This is a genomic window from Ralstonia pickettii (assembly GCF_000607165.1).
Taxonomy (GTDB): domain Bacteria; phylum Pseudomonadota; class Gammaproteobacteria; order Burkholderiales; family Burkholderiaceae; genus Ralstonia; species Ralstonia holmesii.
Genome location: NZ_JFZG01000004.1, coordinates 176064 through 194447 on the forward strand (window position 1 = coordinate 176064; position 18384 = coordinate 194447).

Annotated in this window: 18 protein-coding genes and 1 tRNA gene; 17 read left to right on the top strand and 2 right to left on the bottom strand. The window is 61.4% G+C overall.

Annotation, left to right across the window (positions count from 1 at the left end):
* Positions 1 to 29 precede the first annotated feature (29 nt).
* The 4 genes from BG83_RS0103900 to aroC all read left to right on the top strand — a co-directional run bounded on the left by BG83_RS0103900 (position 30) and on the right by aroC (position 4168).
* Positions 30 to 485 (top strand): CBS domain-containing protein, encoded by a 456-nt coding sequence (locus tag BG83_RS0103900; protein WP_004634176.1) that lies wholly within the window; start codon positions 30 to 32, stop codon positions 483 to 485.
* Between the two features lie 82 nt (positions 486 to 567).
* Positions 568 to 2475: an MFS transporter gene (locus BG83_RS0103905; protein ID WP_024975493.1), complete on the top strand. Its 1908-nt coding sequence runs from the start codon at positions 568 to 570 to the stop codon at positions 2473 to 2475.
* 93 nt (positions 2476 to 2568) lie between these two features.
* Positions 2569 to 2982 (top strand): FKBP-type peptidyl-prolyl cis-trans isomerase, encoded by a 414-nt coding sequence (locus BG83_RS0103910; protein ID WP_024975494.1) that lies wholly within the window; start codon positions 2569 to 2571, stop codon positions 2980 to 2982.
* 85 nt (positions 2983 to 3067) lie between these two features.
* Positions 3068 to 4168: a chorismate synthase gene (aroC, locus tag BG83_RS0103915; RefSeq protein ID WP_024975495.1), complete on the top strand. Its 1101-nt coding sequence runs from the start codon at positions 3068 to 3070 to the stop codon at positions 4166 to 4168.
* A gap of 66 nt (positions 4169 to 4234) precedes the next feature.
* Here aroC and BG83_RS0103920 read toward each other — a convergent pair whose 3' ends face one another.
* Positions 4235 to 5920, bottom strand: a complete 1686-nt coding sequence (locus BG83_RS0103920) for an electron transfer flavoprotein-ubiquinone oxidoreductase (RefSeq protein ID WP_024975496.1) — start codon at positions 5918 to 5920, stop codon at positions 4235 to 4237.
* Positions 5921 to 6130: 210 nt separating this feature from the next.
* Between BG83_RS0103920 and BG83_RS0103925 the strand changes: the two genes are divergently transcribed.
* Positions 6131 to 6916: an SDR family oxidoreductase gene (locus tag BG83_RS0103925; protein WP_004636023.1), complete on the top strand. Its 786-nt coding sequence runs from the start codon at positions 6131 to 6133 to the stop codon at positions 6914 to 6916.
* A gap of 11 nt (positions 6917 to 6927) precedes the next feature.
* Here BG83_RS0103925 and BG83_RS0103930 read toward each other — a convergent pair whose 3' ends face one another.
* Complete coding sequence (locus BG83_RS0103930; RefSeq protein ID WP_004636022.1) at positions 6928 to 7473, bottom strand: LuxR C-terminal-related transcriptional regulator; 546 nt, start codon at positions 7471 to 7473, stop codon at positions 6928 to 6930.
* Between the two features lie 153 nt (positions 7474 to 7626).
* Between BG83_RS0103930 and BG83_RS0103935 the strand changes: the two genes are divergently transcribed.
* The 12 genes from BG83_RS0103935 (at position 7627) to pheS (ending at position 18322) form a co-directional block, all read left to right on the top strand.
* A complete protein-coding gene (locus BG83_RS0103935) occupies positions 7627 to 8328 on the top strand; it encodes a CoA transferase subunit A (RefSeq protein WP_024975497.1) in 702 nt (233 codons plus the stop codon).
* A gap of 10 nt (positions 8329 to 8338) precedes the next feature.
* A complete protein-coding gene (locus BG83_RS0103940; RefSeq protein ID WP_024975498.1) occupies positions 8339 to 8974 on the top strand; it encodes a 3-oxoacid CoA-transferase subunit B in 636 nt (211 codons plus the stop codon).
* Positions 8975 to 8987: 13 nt separating this feature from the next.
* Positions 8988 to 9767, top strand: a complete 780-nt coding sequence (locus tag BG83_RS0103945) for a 3-hydroxybutyrate dehydrogenase (protein WP_024975499.1) — start codon at positions 8988 to 8990, stop codon at positions 9765 to 9767.
* A 144-nt stretch (positions 9768 to 9911) separates the two neighbouring features.
* Positions 9912 to 10781: an alpha/beta fold hydrolase gene (locus tag BG83_RS0103955; RefSeq protein ID WP_024975500.1), complete on the top strand. Its 870-nt coding sequence runs from the start codon at positions 9912 to 9914 to the stop codon at positions 10779 to 10781.
* A 30-nt stretch (positions 10782 to 10811) separates the two neighbouring features.
* Complete coding sequence (locus BG83_RS0103960) at positions 10812 to 11180, top strand: RidA family protein (protein ID WP_012435924.1); 369 nt, start codon at positions 10812 to 10814, stop codon at positions 11178 to 11180.
* A gap of 39 nt (positions 11181 to 11219) precedes the next feature.
* Positions 11220 to 13445: a RelA/SpoT family protein gene (locus BG83_RS0103965; RefSeq protein ID WP_024975501.1), complete on the top strand. Its 2226-nt coding sequence runs from the start codon at positions 11220 to 11222 to the stop codon at positions 13443 to 13445.
* Between the two features lie 22 nt (positions 13446 to 13467).
* Positions 13468 to 13544: transfer RNA gene (locus BG83_RS0103970), tRNA-Val, on the top strand.
* 378 nt (positions 13545 to 13922) lie between these two features.
* Positions 13923 to 15830 (top strand): threonine--tRNA ligase, encoded by a 1908-nt coding sequence (gene thrS, locus BG83_RS0103980; protein ID WP_024975502.1) that lies wholly within the window; start codon positions 13923 to 13925, stop codon positions 15828 to 15830.
* Positions 15831 to 15872: 42 nt separating this feature from the next.
* Positions 15873 to 16394 (top strand): translation initiation factor IF-3, encoded by a 522-nt coding sequence (infC, locus tag BG83_RS27605; RefSeq protein ID WP_419177589.1) that lies wholly within the window; start codon positions 15873 to 15875, stop codon positions 16392 to 16394.
* Between the two features lie 169 nt (positions 16395 to 16563).
* Positions 16564 to 16761 (top strand): 50S ribosomal protein L35, encoded by a 198-nt coding sequence (gene rpmI / locus BG83_RS0103990; protein WP_004636003.1) that lies wholly within the window; start codon positions 16564 to 16566, stop codon positions 16759 to 16761.
* A 28-nt stretch (positions 16762 to 16789) separates the two neighbouring features.
* The gene (rplT, locus tag BG83_RS0103995) at positions 16790 to 17146 is read left to right on the top strand and encodes a 50S ribosomal protein L20 (RefSeq protein ID WP_004636001.1); all 357 of its coding nucleotides are present in this window, start codon (positions 16790 to 16792) and stop codon (positions 17144 to 17146) included.
* A gap of 147 nt (positions 17147 to 17293) precedes the next feature.
* Positions 17294 to 18322, top strand: coding sequence for a phenylalanine--tRNA ligase subunit alpha (gene pheS, locus BG83_RS0104000; RefSeq protein ID WP_024975504.1), 1029 nt, complete (start codon positions 17294 to 17296; stop codon positions 18320 to 18322).
* Positions 18323 to 18384 lie beyond the last annotated feature (62 nt).

Here is an 18384-nt window from a genome sequence, read left to right on the forward strand (position 1 = left end):
CCGGCACCCCGAACTCTGGGAGACGCAACATGAAAGTCAGCGACATCCTCCACGTGAAGGGCAACACGCTCTACACCGTGGCACCTGAAACCAAGCTCCAAGTGGCCGTGCAGACGATGGCGGAAAAAGACATCGGCTCGCTCGTGGTCATGGAGTACGGCGAGCTGGTCGGCATGCTGACCTTCCGGGAAATCATCAAGGTTGTTGCCAAGAACCACGGTTCCGTGGGCGAGGGCACGACCATCCGCAAGGTGATGGACGACCATCCCGTCACCTGCACGCCCGAAACCGAGGTCAACGAAGTGCGTCGCATCATGCTGGAGCACCATGTGCGCTACCTGCCGGTGCTCGACAGCCGCACATTGATGGGCGTGATTTCCTTCTACGACGTGGCCAAGGCCGTGCTGGAAGACCAAAGTTTCGAAAACAAGATGCTCAAGGCGTACATTCGCGACTGGCCCGAAGAAAAGGCCAACGAAGACTGATCTGCGCGATCTCTTTATCGCATTCCTAAAACCCGCCCGCTGTTGCGAGCGGGTTTTTTGTTGAACCAATAGCCTCCAGCCGATGAGCCAATCGAGCCAGTTTTCCCTGCTGAAGCAGCGTCGCTTTGCACCGTTCTTCTGGACCCAGTTTCTGGGCGCCATGAACGACAACGTTTTCAAGGTGGCGTTTTCCTCGTTGGTCACGTACCACGCTGCGCTGTTCGGCAATGCGGACCCGGCGTCGGCGGCGTTCCTGATTTCTGCAATCTTCATTGCGCCGTTTGTGCTGCTGTCGGCCACCAGCGGGCAGATTGCCGATCGCATGGACAAGGCGCGGCTCATCCGGCTGGTCAAGACGTTGGAAATCGCCATCATGGCGATCGGTTGTGCGGGTTTTGCGCTGCGCCACGTTGAGCTGCTGTACCTGTGCACGTTCCTGATGGGCGTGCACTCGACGCTGTTCGGGCCGGTCAAGTACGCATATCTGCCCCAGCATCTGCAATCGACGGAACTAGTGGGCGGCAACGGGCTGGTGGAAATGGGCACCTTCGTCGCCATCCTCATCGGTACCATCGGCGGCGGAGAGCTGGCCAACTACACGCGCAACGGCGAGCTGATCGGCCCGATGTTCACGGGTATCGCCTGTATTGTCATTGCCGTGGCCGGCTGGTTGACGGCGCGTGGTGTGCCGGTGTCACCGGCGTCGCAGCCGGACTTGCGCATCAACTGGAACCCCATCTCCGAGACTTGGCGCAACCTGAAGCTTGCGAGCAACCAGCGCGCGGTGTTCCTGAGCCTGATGGGCATTTCGTGGCTGTGGTTCGTGGGCGCGACGTTCCTGACGTCGTTTTTCGCCTTCGCGCGCAACGTGCTTGGCGGCGATCAGAACGTTGTGACGCTGCTGCTGGCCGTGTTTTCAGTCGGCATCGGGTTGGGGTCGGTGCTGTGCGAAAAACTCTCGGGTCGCAGGGTGGAAATCGGCTTGGTGCCGTTTGGCTCGATCGGCATGACGGTGTTTGCTGTGGATCTGTACTTTGCTTCGCATGCCGAGGCATTGGTCGCGCACGACGTGCTGACGGGCATTTCCGGCTTCCTGCAGAACCACCGCCATTGGCGCGTGCTGGCCGATCTGTTCCTGCTGGCGATGTTCGGCGGCTTCTACAGCGTGCCGTTGTATGCGTTGATCCAGAGCCGCTGCGAACCGACGCACCGCGCGCGCATCATTGCCGCCAACAACATCCTCAACGCGCTGTTCATGATCGCCTCAGCCGTGCTGGCGATGGTGCTCACGCGTGCCGGGTTCACGATCCCCAAGTTGTTCCTAGTGACCGGCATCCTCAACGCCGTGGTGGCGATCTACATCTACACGCTGGTGCCGGAATTCCTGATCCGCTTTGTGATGTGGCTGCTGATCCATACCGTCTACCGCGTGAAGGTGGACGGTTCCGAGCAGATTCCCGATGAAGGCCCATGCCTGCTGGTCTGCAACCACGTGAGCTTCGTCGATGCCGTGGTGGTGGGCGCGTTCGTGCGTCGGCCCGTTCGCTTTGTGATGGACCACCGCATCTTCAAGGTGCCAGTGCTGTCGTGGTTCTTCCGAACGGTCAAGGCGATTCCGATTGCGCCGATGCACGAAGACCCGGAGATGCTCACGCGCGCCTACGACACCATTGCGGCTGCACTGGCGGAAGGCGAGGTCGTCTGCATCTTCCCCGAAGGCAAGATCACCGCCACGGGCGAGATGAACCCGTTCAAGGAAGGCATGCGCCGCATCATCGAGCGCACACCTGTGCCGGTGGTGCCGATGGCGCTGCGCGGGCTCTGGGGTAGCTTTTTCTCGCGCAAGGGCGGGGCGGCGATGTCGCGCCCGTTCCGTCGCGGTTTCCTCAACAGGCTGGAGCTGTGTATCGGCACGCCTGTGCCGGCGCATGCCGTGTCGCCCGAGGCGATGCAGGCCGCCGTACTGGCGCTGCGCGGGGAGCTGCTCTAGCGCCTAGCCTGCGTCCGGACTTCGATACACTGCCGGTTGGCCTGCAATCGGCCGTGATGCTTTTTCTGACCTCCAACTCTCCCGTTACCTGCCATGAAACACGTTTCCCCGCTGCTGTGCGCTTCGTTGCTTGCCCTGGCTGCCGTTACCGCGCAAGCCGCATCGCCGGCATCCGAGACGCTGCCCTCCGGTGTGATCGTCCAGACGCTGACCAAGGGCACCGGCCCGTCGCCCAAGGCCAGCGACACGGTCAAGGTGCACTACCGCGGCACGCTCACCAACGGTACCGAGTTCGACAGCTCTTACAAGCGCGGCCAGCCGATCTCGTTCCCGCTGAATCGCGTGATTCCGTGCTGGACCGAAGGCGTGCAGAAGATCCAGGTGGGCGGCAAAGCCAAGCTGACGTGCCCGGCAGCCACCGCTTACGGCGAGCGCGGCGTACCCGGCACGATTCCGCCCAATTCGACGCTGAACTTTGAGGTCGAGCTGCTGGGTATCGGCAGCTGACCTGGCGGCCGGTGGATCGGCCTTACAATACCGTTTTCCCGATGTTTCGCGCCGCGGTAGTCGCGGCGCCTTCCTGAGCACGATCATGTCTGGCAATACCTTGGGCCTGCTGTTTTCCGTCACCACCTTCGGCGAGTCGCATGGCCCGGCCATTGGCGCTGTCATCGACGGCTGCCCGCCGGGCATGACGCTGTCGGCAGAAGACATCCAGCCCGATCTGGACCGTCGCAAGCCAGGCACCTCGCGCCATGTGACGCAGCGCAAGGAAGAAGACCTTGTTGAGATTCTCTCCGGGGTGTACGAAGGCAAGACCACGGGCACCCCGATTTGCCTGCTGATCCGCAATACCGATCAGCGCAGCAAGGACTACAGCAACATCGCCGAGACCTTCCGTCCCGGCCATGCCGATTACACGTACTGGCACAAATACGGCGTCCGGGACCCGCGCGGTGGCGGCCGTTCTTCCGCACGATTGACGGCGCCGACGGTGGCGGCAGGGGCCGTCGCCAAGAAGTGGCTGCGTGAAAAGTTCGGCATCGAAATCCACGGCTTCATGTCGCAGCTGGGCGATATTCACATCCCGTTCATGGACTGGAACGAGGTGCCGAACAACCCGTTCTTCGCGCCCAATGCCGAGATCGTTCCCGAGCTTGAAACCTACATGGATGCACTGCGCAAGGACGGCGATTCCGTCGGCGCGCGCATTGAGGTGGTGGCCACGGGCGTGCCGGTCGGCTGGGGTGAACCGCTGTTCGATCGCCTGGATGCCGATATTGCACATGCGATGATGGGCCTGAACGCGGTGAAGGGCGTTGAGATTGGCGCTGGTTTCCACGCAGTCAGCCAGCGCGGCTCCGAGCATGGCGATGAGCTGACGCCGGAAGGCTTCGTCGGCAACAACGCCGGCGGGATCCTGGGTGGGATTTCGACAGGGCAGGACATCTCCGTGTCGCTGGCGATCAAGCCGACCTCGAGCATTCGCACGCCGCGCCGTTCGATCGACAAGGCGGGTGATCCGGCTGTGGTCGAGACGTTCGGCCGCCATGACCCGTGCGTCGGCATTCGTGCTACGCCAATCGCCGAGGCGCTGTTGGCACTCGTGCTGATCGACCACGCGCTGCGCCATCGCGCGCAATGCGGAGATGTGTCGGTGCAGACCCCAGCCATCGCGGCAAAAGCTTCCTGAATCGATTCGCTCAGGCAACAAAAAGACGGCTTCAAGCCGTCTTCTTGTTGGGCGGTCGCCCGATACTTACATGCCGACGTAGTTCGGACCGCCGCCGCCTTCCGGCGTGACCCACACGATGTTCTGCGTCGGGTCTTTGATGTCACAGGTCTTGCAGTGCACGCAGTTCTGCGCGTTGATCTGCAGGCGCTCGGTGCCCTCATCGTTCTTGACGAACTCATACACGCCTGCCGGGCAATAGCGCTGCTCGGGGCCGGCAAACTGCGTCAGGTTGATGCGCGTCGGAACGGTTGGGTCTTTCAGCGTCAGGTGAGCCGGTTGGTTCTCTTCGTGGTTCGTGTTCGAGATGAACACCGACGACAGGCGATCGAACGTGATCTTGCCGTCCGGCTTCGGATACTCGATCTTCGGGCATTCCGATGCCGGCTTGAGCGACTGATTGTCCGACTTCGTGCCGTGCAGCGTCCAAGGCGGATTGCTGACGCCAATCTTGGGCAGCAGCCACTGTTCGATGCCGGTCATGATCTTGCCCAGCGTCGGGCTCTTCTTGAACCACAGCTTGAAGTTGCGCGACTGATCCAGTTCTTCCTTCAGCCAGCTCTGTTCGAAGGCTGCGGGGTAGGCAGACAGCTCGTCAGCAGAACGGCCGGCCGTCACGGCTTCGAACACGGCTTCACCGCACATCATGCCGCTCTTGATGGCCGCGTGGCTGCCCTTGATGCGTGCCGCGTTCAGGTAACCGGCGTCGCAACCGACCAGCGCGCCACCGGGGAACACGGTTTTCGGCAGCGCTTGCGGCGTGCCGTTGTTGATGGCGCGGGCTCCGTAGCCGATGCGCTTGCCGCCCTCGATGTGCGCGCGGATGGCCGGGTGGGCCTTCCAGCGCTGCATTTCTTCGAATGGGCTCATCCACGGGTTCTTGTAGTCCAGCCCGATCACGAAGCCGAGCGTGACCTTGTTGTCTTCCAGGTGATACAGGAAGCCGCCGCCGAAGGTGTCGTCTTCCATCGGCCAGCCGGCAGTGTGCACAACGAGGCCAGGTTTGGCCTTTGCCGGGTCGATTTCCCAGAGTTCCTTGATGCCGATGGCGAAGGTCTGCGGGTCCTTGCCGGCGTTGAGCTTGAATTTTTCCAGCAGCTGGCGGCCGAGATGGCCACGCGCGCCTTCCGCGAAGATGGTGTATTTGCCGAGCAACTCCATGCCGAGCTGGAAGTTCTCTGTTGGCTCGCCGTCTTTGCCGATGCCCATGTTGCCGGTGGCCACGCCGCGCACCGCACCTTTGTCGTCGTAAAGCACTTCTGCGGCAGCAAAACCGGGGAAGATTTCCACGCCCAGCGCTTCGGCCTGCGCGGCCATCCACTTGACCACGTTCGACAGCGAAACCACGTAGCAGCCGTGGTTGTGGAAGTTACGCGGCACGAGCCAGTCGGGCGTACGCTTGGCGTCGGTCTCGCTCAGGAAGAGCACGTCGTCGCCGGTGACCGCCTGGTTGAGCGGGGCGCCGTCGGCCTTCCAGTTAGGGAGAAGTTCGTTGATGGCACGTGGGTCCATCACCGCGCCCGAAAGAATGTGTGCACCCGGCTCGGAACCCTTTTCCAGCACGACGACGGACACATCCTTGCCCGTCTCGGCAGCCAGTTGCTTGATGCGAATCGCTGTCGCCAGGCCGGCGGGGCCGCCGCCAACGACAACGACGTCATACTCCATGGACTCTCGCGGGCCGTATTGTTCGAGGAGCTGCTGCTGGTTCATAAGTGTCTCTTCGCTTGTAGGGCGTTTGCTTATTGGTATGACGGATTGCTGCATTAGAATTTTCCGCATTGTCCGGGACACGCCCGGATGCAGCAAGGGGAATTTCTGAACGATCGTTCGATTTTTTGCTAAGCTGCGCTCAAATCACATGCCGGTGTTGCTTTGGAGCAGCCCGGCGCATGTCGAACCAACACACGGGGAACACGCATCATGGGTTTGTCGATCAATCTGGAAGGCAAGGTCGCGCTGATCACGGGCGCGTCCAGCGGCCTGGGCGCGCGTTTCGCGCACACGCTGGCGGCCGCCGGCGCAAAGGTCGTGCTGGCTTCGCGCCGCGTCGAGCGACTGAAAGAACTGCGCGCCGACATCGAATCGAAGGGCGGCAGCGCCCACGTCGTCCGGCTGGACGTGACTGACCCGGACAGCATCCGATCGGCCATCGCCCACGCTGAAACCGAAGCCGGAACGATCGACATCCTGGTCAACAATTCGGGTGTATCGACCACGCAGCGCATGGTGGACGTTACGCCGGACGACTTCGATTTCGTATTCGACACCAACACGCGCGGCGCCTTCTTTGTGGCGCAGGAAACGGCCAAGCGCATGATTGCGCGGGCCAAGGGCGCTGAGAAGAACGGCTCGCCGCTGCCGCAGTCGCGCATCGTCAACATTGCATCCGTGGCGGGTTTGAAGGTGCTGTCGCAGATCGGCGTGTATTGCATGAGCAAGGCGGCCGTGGTGCACATGACCAAGGCCATGGCGCTGGAGTGGGGTCGTTACGGCATCAATACCAACGCGATCTGCCCGGGCTATATCGATACTGAAATCAATCATCATCACTGGGAAACCGAACCCGGTCAGAAGCTGGTGCAGATGCTGCCGCGCAAGCGCGTCGGCAAGCCGGAAGACCTGGATGGGCTGATCCTGCTGCTGGCGTCGGATCAGTCGGACTTCATCAACGGTGCCGTCATCAACGCCGACGACGGCATGGTGTAAAGCGTGGGGGCTTAGTGCCCCATCAGCCGCTGCACAAGTTCGAGCGAGGTGTTGGCGGCGTACTTCTTCATCAACCGCGCGCGGTAGATTTCCACCGTGCGCGGGCTGATCTCCAACTGCTTGCCGATCTGCTTGCTGGTCTTGCCCTCGACCAGTTGCGCGGCGATGTCGCGTTCGCGCGGCGTGAGCGCTGCGGTAACTGGGCGATGTGCAGACAGGTCTTCGAACGTCCAGATGCCTTCGCCCAGCGGTTTGGCGCGGTCTAGCGCCCGGCCCGTGACGTGGCACCAGAACAGTTCGCCATTGGCGCGCTTCATGATGCGTTCGTCGGAATAGCTGCCGCGCGCATTCATGACGGGGATGATGCGCGCGCCGGTGCGCTCGTATTCGTCGTGCGTCGGATAAAGCAGCTCGAACGACTGCCCGATCATCGTCGTGCGCGCGTGGCCGAAGATGCGAGCGGCTTCGTCGTTGACGTCGAGCATCACCCGCTCGCGGGACATCACCATGCCGACAGGGGCAAGCTGGAACGCAGTTTGGTAGTCGAGGGCGGGCATATGTATTCGTACGTATTGCTGCGTCGCGCGACGCTTGCGTATTCTCGCCAGATTGTATCGTTACTATTTTCCGGCGCTGCATCGCACAAACCCCAACTGTGTGATCGGTCAAAACCCTGCCGGATTTGTTGGACCACCAAGGAAGGAGCACGCATGAACAAAATCTTCGCCAGCGCGAGCGAGGCGCTCGCGGGCGTCGTCAAGGACGGCCAGACCATCGCCGTGGGCGGCTTCGGCCTGTGCGGCATTCCGGAAGCGCTGATTGCCGCGCTGCGCGATTCGGGCGTCAAGGGGCTTACATGCATCTCCAACAACGCGGGCGTTGACGGCTTTGGCCTCGGCCTGCTGCTCGAAACCCGTCAGATCAAGAAAATGATTTCGTCCTATGTGGGCGAGAACAAGGAGTTCGAGCGCCAATACCTGGCTGGCGAACTCGAGCTGGAATTCACGCCGCAAGGCACGCTGGCCGAAAAACTGCGCGCCGGCGGCGCCGGCATCCCGGCGTTCTTCACCAAGACCGGCGTCGGCACGCTGGTAGCCGAAGGCAAGGAGCTGCGCGAGTTTGACGGTGAGACGTACGTCATGGAGCGCTCGCTGGTACCCGATGTGGCGCTGGTGAAGGCGCAGGTGGCCGACAAGTCCGGCAACCTGCGTTTCAACCTGACCGCACGCAACTTCAATCCGGCTGCGGCCACCGCCGGCAAGATCTGCATCGTCGAAGTCGAAGAGATCGTTGAAGTGGGCGACTTGGCACCGGACGACATTCATCTGCCGGGCATCTACGTGCACCGCATGGTGCTCAATGCCACGCCCGAGAAGCGCATCGAAAAGCGCACCATCCGAGCAGCCAACTAAGGAGACCGACATGGCCTGGACACAAGACCAAATGGCGGCGCGCGCTGCCCAGGAGTTGCAAGACGGCTTCTACGTCAACCTCGGCATCGGCATTCCGACGCTGGTTGCCAACCACACCGGCGACAAGGAAGTCTGGCTGCAAAGCGAAAACGGCATGCTCGGCATCGGCCCGTTCCCCACGGAGGACGAAGTTGACGCCGACCTGATCAACGCGGGCAAGCAGACCGTGACCACACTGCCTGGCAGCGCAATCTTCGGCAGCGATCAGAGCTTTGCGATGATTCGCGGCGGCAAGATCAATCTGTCGATTCTCGGGGCGATGCAGGTGAGCGAGACCGGCGACCTTGCCAACTGGATGATCCCCGGCAAGATGGTCAAGGGCATGGGCGGCGCAATGGACCTCGTGGCCGGCGTCAAGCGCGTGATCGTGCTGATGGAGCATACCGCCAAGAAAAAGGACGGCACCGAAGACCTGAAGCTGCTGCCCAAGTGCACGCTGCCGCTGACGGGCGTGGGTGTGGTCGATCGCATCATTACGGACCTCGGCGTGATCGACGTGACCGAGCAGGGCCTGAAGTTGGTTGAAACCGCGCCGGGCGTTTCGCGCGAAGAGATCCAGGCCAAGACTGGCGTCAACCTGCTGTAATTCGGAGACCGCAATGCTGCAAGGAAAAACCGCCCTCGTTACGGGCTCGACCAGCGGGATCGGTCTAGGTATCGCCTGCTCGCTGGCCGCGCAGGGCGCCAACATCATCATGAACGGCTTTGGCGATGTGGAAGCGCCCAAGGCGCAGATCGCGGCGGCAGGCAAGAGCGCCATCCGTATTGGATACCACGGCGCCGACATGAGCAAGCCGGCCGAGATCGAGGCAATGTTCGCCTATGCCGACGCAGAATTTGGTGGCGTGGACATCCTTGTCAACAACGCCGGTATCCAGTACGTGGCCAACGTCGAAGATTTCCCGACCGAGCGCTGGGACGCCATCATCGCCATCAACCTCACTTCGGCTTTCCACACGACGCGGCTTGCCGTGCCTGGCATGAAACGCAAGAACTGGGGCCGCATCATCAATATCGCGTCAGCGCATGGCTTGGTGGCATCGGCGCAAAAATCGGCGTATGTGGCGGCCAAGCACGGTATCGTCGGCTTCACCAAATCGGTGGCGCTGGAGACGGCGCAGACGGGCATCACGTCCAACGCGATCTGTCCGGGCTGGGTGCTGACGCCGCTCGTGCAGAAGCAGATCGATGCGCGCGCCGAGAAAGATGGCCTGTCCGCGCTCGAGGCCAAGAAGGATCTGCTCATGGAAAAGCAGCCTTCGGGCGAGTTCGTTACGCCCGATCAGCTCGGTGCGCTGGCGGTCTTCCTGTGCAGCGATGCGGCTGAGCAGGTGCGCGGCGTGGCGTGGAACATGGATGGTGGCTGGGTCGCGCAGTAAGCCGATCTGCGTCAGAAAAAGCCTCGCCGCGGCGAGGCTTTTTTGTTTTTGATCGGCGTGGGCGTCTGCTGCACCGCCGCATGCTTGCCGGCCCGCGTACAATCAGGCTTCGCTGTCTCCGTCATTCACGTGTAGGAGTTGTTCATGCCAGTTTCGCCGCGCCTTGCCTTCGTGCAGTGCCTGAGCCCGTCCGGCTTGCACCGGATGGCGTATCACGAGTGGGGCGATTCGCAGAATCCGCGTGTGCTGGTTTGCGTGCATGGCCTCTCGCGCACGGGGCGCGATTTCGACGTACTGGCGCAGGCGCTGTGCAATGACTATCGCGTCATCTGCCCCGATGTGGTCGGCCGTGGGCGCTCCGATTGGCTTGCCGATCCGAAGGGCTATGTGCTGCCGCAATACGCGTCCGACATGGTCACGCTGCTCGCCCGCGTGAATGCCGAGTCGGTCGACTGGTTCGGTACCTCGATGGGTGGCCTGATCGGCATCGGCTTGGCGGGCCTGCCGAAATCGCCGATTCGCAAGTTGTTGCTCAACGATGTGGGCCCGCGCGTGACGGAGTCGTCGTTGACGCGCATCGGTGCTTACCTCGGTCTGAATGTCCGCTTCAAGACCTTCGATGAAGGGCTGGCTTACCTCAAGACGATCAGCGCTTCATTCGGCCCCCACACGCCGGAGCAATGGCGTGAACTGAATGCCGCGATCCTGAAACCCCAGGGCGGCGAGTGGATCCTGCATTACGATCCGCGCCTGGCGGAGCCATTCAAGAACACCACGCCAGAAATGATCGCCGCCGGCGAAGCCACGCTGTGGAAACTGTTCGAGGCGATTCCCGGCGAGGTGCTGGTGGTGCGCGGCGCGCATTCCGATTTGCTGACGCGAGAGACCGTTGAAGCCATGATGCAGCGTGGCCAGCATGTGAACACGGTGGAAATTCCCGACGTGGGCCATGCGCCGACCTTCATCCAGCCGGATCAGGTGGCGATCGCCCGCAAGTTCTTTCTCGGTCAATGACCGGTTGCTTGACCCCATTCGATTTGCAAGATGAGCACTGAACTGAAACGTTACAACGTCGAACATCGCTATTCCGACGCAGCCGTCTACAACGGTGTCGTCTATGTGGCAGGCCAGGTGCCAGAGACCACACTGGACGCCGGCATTGCCGAGCAGACGGCAGAGGTGCTCGCCATCATCGACCGCGTGCTGGCCGCCAACGGCAGCGATAAGACGCGCATCCTGATGTGCCAGATCTTCCTGAAAGACATCGGCGAGATTGGCGAGATGAACAAGGTGTGGGACCAGTGGGTTGCCGCCGATTCAAAGAACTCGCCGCCGCGCGCCACCGTTGAAGCCGCGCTGGCCAATCCGAAGTACCGCATCGAAATCGTCGTGACGGCCGCGCAGAAGAGCTGAGCCCGTCGCCCAACAGGCGAGACGCAAGCAGGACGCATCATGGAGAACAAGACCGAACGGCCGGCCGAGGGGCCCGGATCGGCGGCAGAGCAGGTCGCACGTGCGATCGAATATCTTGCGGCCAATGCCGCGGACAGCGTCACGCTGACCGGCGAGCCGCTGGAGTCGCACGCGCGCGGCACGATCGCCATCCTTGAAGGGCTGCGCGTCGATACGCCGTCGTTGCAGGCGGCCGCCCTGTTTCTGTTGCCCACGCTGGCAATGGACAACGAAAAGGCGCTCGAGCCCGCATTCGGTGCCGAGGTTGTCAAGCTCGTGCACGACGTGCGGCAACTCTTGCGCATTGGCGCGATTGCCGGCCTCGTCAGCCCGACCGATGCCAGCATCACGCGCAAGAACGAAGCGGAAGCGCGCCGCGCGCAAGTCGAAGCATTGCGCAAGATGTTGTTGGCTTTCGCGCAGGACATTCGTGTGGTGTTGATCCGGCTGGCGTCGCGGCTGCAGTCGCTGCGCTGGCTCGCGCAGACGAAACGCCCGGCGCCGGAAGGCATGGCGCGTGAAACGCTGGATATCTACGCGCCGCTGGCTAACCGCCTGGGCATCTGGCAACTCAAATGGGAGCTTGAAGATCTCGGCTTCCGCTTTGATGATCCGGATACCTACAAGCGTATCGCCCGCCTGCTGGATGAAAAGCGCATCGAGCGCGAGAAGTTCATCGGCCAGGCCATCGCGCAACTGCAAAAGACCTTGCACGACGCCGGCATCCAGGCCGAGGTGAGCGGCCGGCCCAAACACATCTACAGCATCTGGAAAAAGATGCGCGGCAAGGAACTCGACTTTGCCGATCTGTACGACGTGCGCGCCTTCCGCGTCATCGTCGACGACATCAAGGATTGCTACACGGTGCTCGGTTTCGTGCACCACATGTGGCAGCCGATCCCGAAGGAGTTCGACGACTACATCTCGCGCCCGAAGGCCAACGGCTACATGTCGCTGCACACGGTGGTGATCGGCGACGACGGCCGTGCGCTGGAGGTGCAGATCCGCACGCGCGAGATGCACCACTTTGCCGAGTACGGCGTGGCCGCGCACTGGCGCTACAAGGAGGCGGGCAACAAGGGCTACGCCGGCCAGTTCTCCGCCAGCGAGCGCTACGACGAGAAAATCGCTTGGCTGCGTCAACTGCTCGCCTGGAAGGATGATGCCGAGCATACCGTCGCGCACGAGGATTCACCGTGGGAGCAACTCAAGCACACCGAGCTGGATGACCACATCTACGTGCTGACGCCGCAGGCGCGCGTGATCGCGTTGCCGCAAGGCGCGACACCGGTCGACTTCGCCTACTACCTGCACAGTGATCTCGGCCACCGCTGCCGCGGCGCACGCGTCGACGGCACGATGGTGCCGCTGAACACGCCGCTCAAGAACGGCCAGACCGTCGAGATCGTCACCGTTAAGCAGGGCGGGCCGTCGCGCGATTGGCTGAACACCGAGTTGCACTATCTCGTCAGCCCGCGTGCCCGCACGAAAGTGCGTGCGTGGTTCAACGCGATGGAGCTGGAGGAGACGCTTGCGCAGGGCCGGGCGCTCATCGACAAGACGCTGCAGCGCGAGGGCAAGACCGCAGTCAACCTGGAAGAGCTGGCCGCCAAGCTCGGCTACAAGACGTCGGACGACCTCTATGCCGTGGTCGCCAAAGACGAGCTGAGCCTGCGCCGCATCGAGGCTGTCTTACGCTCGGATGGGGCGCCGCCGCCCGCGCCGGTTGACGATGAAGTGGCCATCACCAAGAAGAGCCGCGCTACCAGCGTGGCCCGTGGCGCCAAGAGCGGCGTGCTGGTGGTGGGGGTCGACTCACTCCTCACGCAGATGTCGCGCTGCTGCAAGCCGGCACCGCCGGACCCCATCGTTGGCTTCGTTACACGTGGGCGTGGCGTATCGATCCACCGACAAAGCTGTGCGACGTTTCAGCAGCTGGCCGCCCGCGCCCCGGGCCGTGTGATCCAGACGGAGTGGGGCCAGCGCAGCGATTCGGTCTACCCGATCGACATCCAGGTCGAGGCACTGGACCGACAGGGCTTGTTGCGCGACATCTCGGAAATTCTTTCGCGCGAGAAGATCAACGTGACCGGGGTGCGCACGCTGTCGAGCAAGGGCGTCGCAAAAATGCAGTTCACCGCGGAGGTGTCAGAGGCGACACAACTGCAGCGCGCGCTGACGTTGATCGAAGAAGTGCAGGGGGTATTGACAGCTCGAAGGAAGTGACGGTATAGTTTCGTTCTTCGGCAGGCTCGTAGCTCAGCTGGTTAGAGCACCACCTTGACATGGTGGGGGTCGTTGGTTCGAGTCCAATCGAGCCTACCAACGCATTTAGCAGGACGCGTCGGGTAGGGTGTCCAAGCCGTCATCCTCGCAATTCCCGGGCTTGTCCCATACAACTGAACACAAGGCGAAATATGATTCAGGCACCGCGAACTACAACCGCTTCGGAGCGACAGTAGTCAAGGTGCGTTTTTCGCCCTTTGCGGTCTGCCCAAGCGGTGGATAGCGCAAATGAAAACGCGGCCTTGGCCGCGTTTTTTTTCGTCCGCAGTTTCGTGTCACGCGTGGCGATCAAGCTGAAAGCGCTTCGAAGCATTCGATTCGACAACCTGCCGCGCTGACTACTTGGCGCGGCGCACGACAGAATAACGACCGCTGCGCATCTCTGAAATGCGCGACGGTGACTCCACAGGAGCAAGCATGATCGCAATCACGTTGCCGGATGGTTCCCGGCGTGAGTTTCCCGGCCCGGTGACGGTGGCCGAAGTGGCACAGAGCATCGGAGCTGGGCTGGCCAAGGCTGCACTGGCTGGTCGCGTAGACGGTCAGATGGTCGACACAAGCTTCACGATCGACCGCGATGCGAAGCTCGCCATCATCACAGACAAGGACGCCGACGGCGTCGACGTGATCCGTCATTCCACGGCGCATTTGCTGGCTTACGCAGTCAAGGAGTTGTATCCGGACGCGCAGGTCACCATCGGTCCGGTCATCGAGAACGGCTTCTACTACGACTTCGCCTACAAGCGCCCCTTCACGCCCGAAGATCTCGTCGCGATCGAAAAGAAGATGGGTGAACTTGCCAAGAAAGACGAGAAGATTACGCGTGAAGTGCTGAGCCGTGACGAAGCCGTCAAGCTGTTCCAAGGCATGGGCGAAAAGTACAAGGCCGAGATCATTGCCTCCATTCCGGAGGATCAGGAAATCGGCCTGTACCGCGAAGGCAATTTCGTTGACCTCTGCCGCGGCCCGCACGTGCCGTCCACCGGCAAGCTCAAGGTCTTCAAGCTGATGAAGGTGGCTGGCGCCTACTGGCGTGGGGACCACAACAACGAGATGCTCCAGCGCATCTATGGCACGGCCTGGGCCAAGAAGGAAGACCAGGAAGCCTACCTGCACATGCTGGAAGAGGCTGAAAAGCGCGACCACCGCAAGCTCGGCCGTGAGCTGGACCTCTTTCATATCGACGAGTACTCGCCCGGCACGGTGTTCTGGCACCCGAAGGGCTGGACGCTGTGGCAGGAGATCGAGCAGTACATGCGGCGCGTGTACCGCGAGAACGGCTACCAGGAAGTAAAGGGGCCGCAGATTCTCGACAAGTCGCTGTGGGAGAAGACCGGCCACTGGGACAAGTACCGCGAGAACATGTTCATCACGGAATCGGAGAAGCGCGAATACGCGCTCAAGCCGATGAACTGCCCGGGCCACATCCTCATCTACAAGCAGGGCATCAAGAGCTACCGCGACCTCCCGCTTCGCTTCGGTGAATTCGGTGCCTGCCACCGCAACGAGCCTTCGGGTGGCCTGCACGGCATCATGCGCGTACGCGGCTTCACGCAGGACGATGGACACATCTTCTGTACGGAAGACATGATCCAGGCCGAGGTGACGGCGTTCACGACCTTGCTGCAGAAGGTCTACAAAGATTTCGGCTTTACCGAGATTCTCTACAAGCTATCGACGCGCCCGGACAAGCGCATCGGCACCGAAGAAAGCTGGGATCGCGCCGAAGCCGCGTTGGCGGAAGGCTTGCGTGCGTCCGGCTGTGAGTTCGAATACCTGCCGGGCGAAGGCGCGTTCTACGGTCCCAAGATCGAATATGTGCTTAAAGATGCGCTTGGACGTCAATGGCAATGCGGCACGATCCAGGTGGACCCGAACCTGCCGGAGCGCCTGGACGCAGAGTTTGTCGGGGAGGATGGTGCGCGCCATCGCCCCATCATGCTGCACCGCGCCATCGTTGGTAGCCTGGAGCGCTTTATCGGTATCTTGATCGAACAATACGCCGGTGCGCTGCCGACGTGGCTTTCGCCGGTGCAGATTGCGGTGCTCAGCATCACCGATTCGCACGCCGAATACGCCCAATCCGTTGCGCAATCCCTGCAAAAACAAGGATTTAGGGCGATCGTCGATTTGCGGAATGAGAAGATTGGGTATAAAATCCGCGAGCATTCCGTGCAGAAGGTCCCATACCAGGTTGTGGTTGGCGACAAGGAGCGGGATGAAAATCAGGTGGCCGTGCGTGCCCGTGGCAACGTCGATCTAGGCTCCATGCCGCTGTCGGCGTTCGTTGAGCGACTGCAGAACGATCTCGCTAACAAGTCATGAGCTGGACACGGCCTGTTTTTTTGATTCTTTGAGGACATCAACATCGCTACTGAGAAATCTCACCGCATCAACCGCGAGATCAGCGCACCGGAACTCCGGCTGACCGGGGTTGAGGGAGAAGCGCTCGGCATCGTCAAACTGTTTGACGCGCTGCGTCTGGCAGAAGAGAAAGACGTCGACCTGGTCGAGATCGCTCCGACCGCGCAGCCGCCCGTCTGCCGCCTGATGGACTATGGCAAGTTCAAGTATCAGGAACAGAAGAAGGCCCACGACGCCAAGTTGAAGCAGAAGGTCATCCAGGTGAAGGAAGTCAAGTTCCGCCCTGGCACCGACGACAACGACTACGGCGTCAAGCTGCGCAACGCGACGCGCTTCCTGGAGGATGGTGACAGGGTAAAGGTTACCTTGCGTTTCCGCGGCCGCGAAATGGCTCACCAGGAAATCGGCATGCGCGTGCTGGAGCGTATCAAGACTGACCTGGAGGAATTCGGCCAGGTTGAGCAGATGCCGAAGATGGAGGGGCGCCAGGCAGTGATGATGTTGGCACCCAAGAAGAAAAAGTAATGCAGTGGCGGCCGGACGATTCCGGCTGCGCTGAGCAGGTTCCAGACGGAAACGTCGGAAAACGCGGCAGGTGTTAAAAAGCCTGCCGCGATACAACAAGTGAGCCCGGGTCTTGCAAGTGTCGGCGCTAGCCGTCCACCTGGCTTCATGTCAAAAGCGGAGTTGTTCCATGCCGAAGATGAAGACGAAGAAAAGCGCGTCGAAGCGCTTTACTGCCCGTCCTGGTGGCACGATCAAACGTGGCCAAGCCTTCAAGCGTCACATCCTGACCAAGAAGACCACCAAGAACAAGCGTCACCTGCGCGGTACCGAAGGCGTCCATGAGACGAACCTGAAGTCCGTTCGCGCAATGATGCCGTACGCCTAACCCTAACTAACTACGAAAGGAGCATTTCATGCCTCGAGTAAAACGTGGGGTCACAGCGCGGGCCCGTCATAAGAAGGTTATCAGCGCAGCCAAGGGTTTCCGCGGCCGCCGCAATAACGTCTATCGCATCGCCAAGCAGGCGGTCATGCGTGCTGGCCAGTACGCTTACCGCGATCGTCGCAACAAGAAGCGCGTGTTCCGCGCTCTCTGGATTGCACGTATCAACGCTGGCGCACGCGAGCATGGTCTGACCTACAGCAAGTTCATGAACGGCCTGAAGAAGGCGTCCATCGAGCTGGACCGCAAGGTGCTGTCGGACATGGCCATTCACGACAAGGTGGCTTTTGCTGCCATCGTGAACCAGGTGAAAGCCAACGTCGCCTGAATTGGATTGGCCGGGCAGGCCGCTGGGATTACCCAGTAAGTTTGCCGGCTGATCACCCTGACGGGGCTCCCACCGAGCCCCGTTTTTTATTCCGCGCATTTCGCGGACCCGAATCACCCGAATTTTTTCGCTCGTCTTCCCATGTCACTGGATCTGGATCAAGTCGTCGTCGATGCCCAAAACGCGTTTGCCTCTGTGGAGGACAACGCCTCGCTGGAAAACGAGAAGGCACGCTTTCTCGGTAAGTCCGGCGTGCTGACCGACTTGCTCAAAGGCTTGGGCAAGCTCGATCCGGAGACGCGCAAGTCCGAAGGCGCGCGCATCAATCAGGCGAAGAGCCGTGTTGAAGAGGCGCTGACCGCCCGCCGCCAAGCGCTGGCCGATGCGCTGATGAACGCCCGCCTAGCCGCCGAGGCGATCGACGTCACGCTGCCCGGTCGCGACGTGGCTGAGGGCAGCCTGCACCCGGTGATGAACACCTGGGAGCGCGTCGCCAAGATCTTCGGTTCGATCGGTTTCGATGTGGCTGACGGTCCCGAAATCGAATCGGATTGGATGAACTTCACGGCGCTGAACAACCCGGACAACCATCCGGCGCGCTCGATGCAGGACACGTTCTACATTGATGGTCGCGACAGCGAAGACAAGCTCCTTCTGCTGCGCACACACACCAGCCCGATGCAGGTGCGTTACGCCCGCATGCACGTCGAGAAGTACAAGCACCTCGATCGCATCCCTCCGATCAAGGTCATCGCTCCGGGTCGCACATACCGCGTGGACAGTGACGCCACGCACTCGCCGATGTTCCATCAGGTCGAAGGCCTCTGGATTGCTGACAACATCAGCTTTGCCGACCTGAAGGGCGTCTATGCCGACTTCCTGCGCAACTTCTTTGAGCGGGACGACATCCAGGTGCGTTTCCGTCCGTCGTATTTCCCGTTCACCGAGCCGTCGGCCGAGATCGACATGGCGTTCGGCAACGGCAAATGGCTGGAGATTTCCGGTTCCGGCCAGGTGCACCCGACCGTGGTGCGCAATATGGGCCTGGACCCTGAGCGCTACATCGGCTTTGCGTTCGGCTCCGGCCTGGAGCGCCTGACGATGCTGCGCTATGGCATCAACGACCTGCGCCTGTTCTTCGAGGGCGATGTGCGTTTCCTGCGCCAGTTCGCGTAAGCGTTGAGCGCTCGCACTGGTACTTCATCGCCCCGTTAATCGAATTTTCTTTCCTGTCGCGC

Bases quoted from the DNA above. Each gene is read 5' to 3' on its own strand.
- BG83_RS0103900 (WP_004634176.1), top strand. From the start codon at position 30: ATGAAAGTCAGCGACATCCTCCACGTGAAGGGCAACACGCTCTACACC.
- BG83_RS0103905 (WP_024975493.1), top strand. From the start codon at position 568: ATGAGCCAATCGAGCCAGTTTTCCCTGCTGAAGCAGCGTCGCTTTGCA.
- BG83_RS0103910 (WP_024975494.1), top strand. From the start codon at position 2,569: ATGAAACACGTTTCCCCGCTGCTGTGCGCTTCGTTGCTTGCCCTGGCT.
- aroC (WP_024975495.1), top strand. From the start codon at position 3,068: ATGTCTGGCAATACCTTGGGCCTGCTGTTTTCCGTCACCACCTTCGGC.
- BG83_RS0103920 (WP_024975496.1), bottom strand. From the start codon at position 5,920: ATGAACCAGCAGCAGCTCCTCGAACAATACGGCCCGCGAGAGTCCATG.
- BG83_RS0103925 (WP_004636023.1), top strand. From the start codon at position 6,131: ATGGGTTTGTCGATCAATCTGGAAGGCAAGGTCGCGCTGATCACGGGC.
- BG83_RS0103930 (WP_004636022.1), bottom strand. From the start codon at position 7,473: ATGCCCGCCCTCGACTACCAAACTGCGTTCCAGCTTGCCCCTGTCGGC.
- BG83_RS0103935 (WP_024975497.1), top strand. From the start codon at position 7,627: ATGAACAAAATCTTCGCCAGCGCGAGCGAGGCGCTCGCGGGCGTCGTC.
- BG83_RS0103940 (WP_024975498.1), top strand. From the start codon at position 8,339: ATGGCCTGGACACAAGACCAAATGGCGGCGCGCGCTGCCCAGGAGTTG.
- BG83_RS0103945 (WP_024975499.1), top strand. From the start codon at position 8,988: ATGCTGCAAGGAAAAACCGCCCTCGTTACGGGCTCGACCAGCGGGATC.
- BG83_RS0103955 (WP_024975500.1), top strand. From the start codon at position 9,912: ATGCCAGTTTCGCCGCGCCTTGCCTTCGTGCAGTGCCTGAGCCCGTCC.
- BG83_RS0103960 (WP_012435924.1), top strand. From the start codon at position 10,812: ATGAGCACTGAACTGAAACGTTACAACGTCGAACATCGCTATTCCGAC.
- BG83_RS0103965 (WP_024975501.1), top strand. From the start codon at position 11,220: ATGGAGAACAAGACCGAACGGCCGGCCGAGGGGCCCGGATCGGCGGCA.
- thrS (WP_024975502.1), top strand. From the start codon at position 13,923: ATGATCGCAATCACGTTGCCGGATGGTTCCCGGCGTGAGTTTCCCGGC.
- rpmI (WP_004636003.1), top strand. From the start codon at position 16,564: ATGCCGAAGATGAAGACGAAGAAAAGCGCGTCGAAGCGCTTTACTGCC.
- rplT (WP_004636001.1), top strand. From the start codon at position 16,790: ATGCCTCGAGTAAAACGTGGGGTCACAGCGCGGGCCCGTCATAAGAAG.